The 4,845-nt window shown below is 45.0% G+C and carries 5 protein-coding genes; 4 read left to right on the plus strand and 1 reads right to left on the minus strand.

Annotated elements, in window-relative coordinates:
* From A3757_RS28140 to A3757_RS16990, 3 genes are all read left to right on the plus strand, one after another.
* Positions 1-120: putative nucleotidyltransferase substrate binding domain-containing protein (locus tag A3757_RS28140; RefSeq protein ID WP_156506379.1), on the plus strand; the 120-nt coding region annotated here is incomplete at its 5' end.
* Positions 107-790, plus strand: coding sequence for a 3'-5' exonuclease (locus tag A3757_RS16985; RefSeq protein WP_068516611.1), 684 nt, complete (start codon positions 107-109; stop codon positions 788-790). The genes A3757_RS28140 and A3757_RS16985, both read left to right, overlap by 14 nt.
* Positions 791-862: 72 nt before the next feature.
* A complete protein-coding gene (locus tag A3757_RS16990) occupies positions 863-3,256 on the plus strand; it encodes a GAF domain-containing hybrid sensor histidine kinase/response regulator (protein ID WP_082865076.1) in 2,394 nt (797 codons plus the stop codon).
* A gap of 55 nt (positions 3,257-3,311) precedes the next feature.
* On the opposite strand, the gene A3757_RS16995 is transcribed toward A3757_RS16990, so the two are convergent.
* The gene (locus A3757_RS16995; protein ID WP_068506920.1) at positions 3,312-3,848 is read right to left on the minus strand and encodes a hypothetical protein; all 537 of its coding nucleotides are present in this window, start codon (positions 3,846-3,848) and stop codon (positions 3,312-3,314) included.
* Between the two features lie 239 nt (positions 3,849-4,087).
* Between A3757_RS16995 and yegD the strand changes: the two genes are divergently transcribed.
* A partial coding sequence (gene yegD / locus A3757_RS17000; protein ID WP_082872131.1) for a molecular chaperone occupies positions 4,088-4,845 on the plus strand: 758 nt, incomplete at its 3' end.

The raw sequence follows: 4,845 nt of genomic DNA on the forward strand, positions 1-4,845 counted from the left end.
AACCACTTAAACCCGGATGAGTTATCTCCTTTGTTGAGGCATCAGCTTAAGAGTGCGTTTTCGGTTGTTGCTGAAAGTCAGCGCTTGTTAAAAATGCGGTTTGGTCATGGTTCTATATAAGCTTCAATACTGGTTAAAAAAACGGAATTGGTATCGCCAGGCACAGCGAACGCCGATCGCAGAGCTTTATGCCCAGCCTTCCTTGTCGGGGGGGACGAAGGTGATAGATCAAGACTTTCTGGTAGTCGATTGTGAAATGAGTGGTTTGGACCCGAAGTCGAATGAATTGCTGAGCTTAGGTTGGGTGCGTGTAAAAAATGGCCGGATTGATTACGCAACACGAAAACATCTGCTGGTGCACTCCAAGCAAACGGTAGGAGAAAGCATTCAGATACATGGCTTATGTGATCAGCGATTGGCCGGTGCCTCGAGTGTGTCGATGGCTTTGGGCTTGTTAGCTAAGCATGCAGAAGGTGCAGTATTGGTGTTTCATCATGCTGTACTCGATATCGCCTTTATTCAACGTGCGGCATTCAACTGCTTTGCTTGCCCATTGCTGTTTTCTTATATCGATACCATGCAGATAGAGCAAGGGCGCTTGGCGCGAAGTGGTCAAAGTGCGCCTTTGCAGCTAGCATCTTGTAGGGACCGCTATGGTTTACCCGCTGCTTTTCAGCACAATGCAATGTTTGATGCCGTGGCAACCGCTGAGTTGTTTTTGGCGCAATATTCCCACTTAAAGTCGGCTAGAGGTCTTAGCCTGGAAGGTTTAGCGCCCAGAGTCAGCTAGCTTTTCCATATTTCAGCTACTTTCTGCGGGAGTAGCATCTATACTCTTGATATCAATGCTCAGGAGCCGTACATGTCTCACTTTGAAATCGACCCGATGCTGGCAAAGGTCGCCGAAAACCTTTCTCTTGCATGGGCTTATCTCGATGCCGACCTTAACTATCGTAAGGCAAGCTCTCGCTATGCCAAATCATTTCATCTATCTATAGAAGAGGTAGAAGATAAACCGCTGGTTGAAGTGATTGGTGAGAAGGCTTGTGCTCAGCTATCTCCCTACTTGGCAAGAGTGCTTAGCGGGGAAGAAGTTCGATTAGATAAAGACATTGAGCTAGACCTTAGAACCGGCATGATCTACAGACAAGCAACCTACCTTCCGCAAATTAGAGAAGGTAATGTTGTTGGCTTTTTCGTCTTTATGAATGACCTGACGGAAAACAACAAAGCAATTAATACACTTCGTCGTTTGCACCTCATTACTGCCGACAGTGAATTATCAGTTGAAGAAAAAATCCAGCGAGTTTTGGCCTTGGGAAAGCAGACTTTCGAGTTACCTTTGGCTTTGGTCAGTCATATTCATAATCAGCGATATGTCGTTAAGTATTCCGACACTCCGAATGGTGAAGTAAAACCTGGTGATGAATTTGAACTGGGCATTACTTACTGTATCCACACCCTTAATGCCAATGGACCAACAGGCTTTGATCATGTAGAGAAAAGCTGCATTAATACGCATCCTTGCTACGAGGCTTTTGGCCTGGAAAGTTATATTGGTGTGCCGCTAATCGTGTCAGGTGAACGCTTTGGTACGCTAAACTTTTCTGGTCCTGAAGCACATGCCAGACCCTTTAGTGATGACGAATTTGAACTCATTCGTTTATTTGCCCAATGGATAGGTAATGAACTGAGCAAACAGCTTGTTGCAGAAGATTTAGCACGTCAGAAGACTTTACTGGAGTCGATGAGTCAGCAGGCCAGAATTGGTGCATGGGAGTGGGACATGCTGGAAGACCGGCTTTACTGGTCACTCATGACAAAAGAAATTCACGAAGTACCCGAAGGCTTTGAACCTGATGTCTCTACAGCGATCAATTTTTATAAAGAAGGTAGAAGTAGAGAGCTAATTACCGCCGCGGTGAACAAAGGTATTGAAGAAGGCATTGCTTGGCAAGAAGAGCTGCAGCTGGTGACAGCTAAAGGCAATGAAATCTGGGTTTCTGCACTTGGCCAGTCAGAATTTAAAGACGGCAAGTGTGTACGCTTATTTGGCTCATTTCAAGATGTTGATAAAAAGGTAAAAGCCGAGCTGGAGTTAAAAGAAGCGAAGGAAAAAGCAGAACAGGCAGCGCATTCAAAAAGTGTCTTTCTAGCCAATATGAGCCATGAAATTCGTACGCCTATGAATGGTGTGCTAGGGATGCTGAGCGTATTGGATACAGAAAGCCTAGATGACTCTTCATCGCAAAAGGTGGCAATTGCTAAGAAGAGTGCAAGCTCTTTGCTTTCTTTACTCGACGACATTCTCGATTTTTCCAAGGTTGATGCAGGGCACCTTGTACTTGATGAAGGTGCGATAGATTTAAGGGAATTATTCGAATCTTTTGTCGATTCGGTGCGCTTCGATATAGAAGCCAAGGACTTAAAACTCGAATTGCACTTGGAAGGCTTCGAGCAAGCGTGGGTTAAAGCAGATGCAGGAAGAATCCGTCAGATTCTTAACAACTTAGTTGGTAATGCGATTAAGTTTACCTCAGAAGGTAGTATTACAATTAAGGCTAGTTTGGTGCAGCAGAAGGACAGAAAGATATTGCGTTGTGCCATTGTTGACTCGGGTATTGGTGTTGAAGCCGAGAAGCTTGAACAGCTCTTTAACCCTTTTACCCAAGCAGACTCAAGCACAACCAGAAAGTACGGTGGCACGGGTCTCTGGCTTGCGATTGTTAAACAGTTGAGTGAGTTGATGAAGGGAGGTGTATGGGTAGAAAGTACACCTGGCAAAGGCAGCACATTTCGATTTGGACTTAATCTGGGTGTTGCTGAGGCACCGGAAGTTTCCCTGAAAGGTGAGTCAGAGGGTTCGGGCATTAAACCTCATGCGGTGCAGATATTATTAGTTGAAGATAATGAAATTAACCAGCTGGTTGCCAAAGAATTGCTGTCCCATATGGGGTATCACATCGACGTGGCTGGCAATGGTGTAGAAGCTTTGGCTACTTTAAACAGTAGCGATAAAATATATGACCTGGTGTTAATGGATTGCCAGATGCCTGAAATGGATGGCTATGAAGCAAGTAAGAACATCCGCGAAGGCTTAGGCGGCGAGGCGTATAAAAATGTCCCAATTCTGGCGTTAACGGCCAACGCAATGAAAGGTGACAGGGAGAAGTGCCTGGCGGCCGGCATGACAGATTATGTGAGTAAACCAATTATAAGAGAAGATTTAGAAAGAACCTTACACAAATATGTCTAGGTGTTTGAAACACTCGACTTCCAATATTTAGCTGTAACGACTCGAAATAAAGGCGTTAGCAATAATTTTTATGTATAGAAGGGAATAGCTGAACAATCCCGCTCTGCGCTTGATAGTCTGCAACAATCCAAATCTGCTCGAAAGGGTGCCCTTCAGGAACATGGATTTTGTCTCTTAAGGCGATGATTTCTTCTGATGTCCATGCGGGGTGTGCATTTCGAATGATCAGCCATACGCGTTGGGACTTATAGTGCTTTTGGGCTTTATTCATCAGTATTCTATTCAGAGCGCTAAGCAGACGCTCATGCACGTTGGAACAGTTAGCCTGCTCGCGCAGTGCTTCACGTGTTTTATCCGTCAGGTCACGTTTCAATATCGCCATTGCTTCGGCTTCAGAGCCGTATAGGTGCGCAATTTCCAAATCGAGTCGAAGGCCTTCCAACTCGCAGGATACATCTGGCTTATTTGGTTTGTTGTGCCAAATATGCCGAATTTCTTGACCGTGTAGCCTTTCATAGTGACGCATAAAAAGCTTGGCAGCTTCATGTTCGAGGGCTATCTTCTCGTCGGCACTGCTTGAAAATTGTTGCATAAACTAATACCCGGTTAGGCAGTCTTACTGTGCCTAGATAGAGCGACTTTATGAGAGTAGCTTATAAAGTCTTGGGTAGGACTTCAATGCCCTACCTATAACTTCTAGGGAGTCGATACATTCAGCAATTAGGTAAAAGACAGCCTGCCATATTTAACTGGCTAAGCCGTGAAGCTTATGTTAATTTTCGCGCCCTTTTTATTTGTCCTTCTTCTAGTGGTATTAAAGGTGGTAGTGGAATGATTTCGGGTTTTGACTTTGGAACCTCAAACTGTGCAATAGGTATTCACGATAGTAATTTGAATAGCGTCCGTTTGCTCGAGCTAGAGCAAGGCAAGCGCTTTATGCCGTCGACTTTGTATGCTTTAGACCGGGAACTGATTAGTGAAAGTGTCGGCTTGTCTATTGCCACTGATGAGCTTAAGTCAGACTATATCGACCTGCGCAGTAACCACTTAGCTCGTGCTCAACATGTTCGTCGGGAGCAAGGTTTTGGTTCAGACGAAAGAATAGTCTATGTCGGCCATGAAGCCTTTGAAGAGTATTTACAATGGCCGGGAGAAGGCTACTTTGTAAAGTCCCCGAAGTCTTTTCTGGGTGCCAGCGGACTTCGTCCAGAAGCGGTTTTTCTATTTGAAGATATCGTTACGGCAATGATGCAATCTATTAAAGCGCGTGCGGAACAGACACTTGGCGATACGATATCGCATACTGTAATTGGTCGCCCTGTAAACTTTCAAGGTTTGGACGCCGAGCAGAGTAACCGTCAGGCCTTGGAAATTCTGCAAACCTCAGCAAAACGTGCTGGTTTTAAAGATGTTGAGTTTTTATTTGAGCCTATTGCCGCAGGCCTGAGTTTTGAACGTTCACTCGATGCAGATAAAACGGTTTTAGTTGTCGATATCGGTGGTGGAACGAGCGACTGTGCCATGGTTAGAATGGGGCCTTCTTACCGAGATAAGAGCGATCGATCAAAAGATTTTCTAGGGCATAGCGG

The sequence above is a fragment of the Oleiphilus sp. HI0117 genome, from assembly GCF_001635235.1.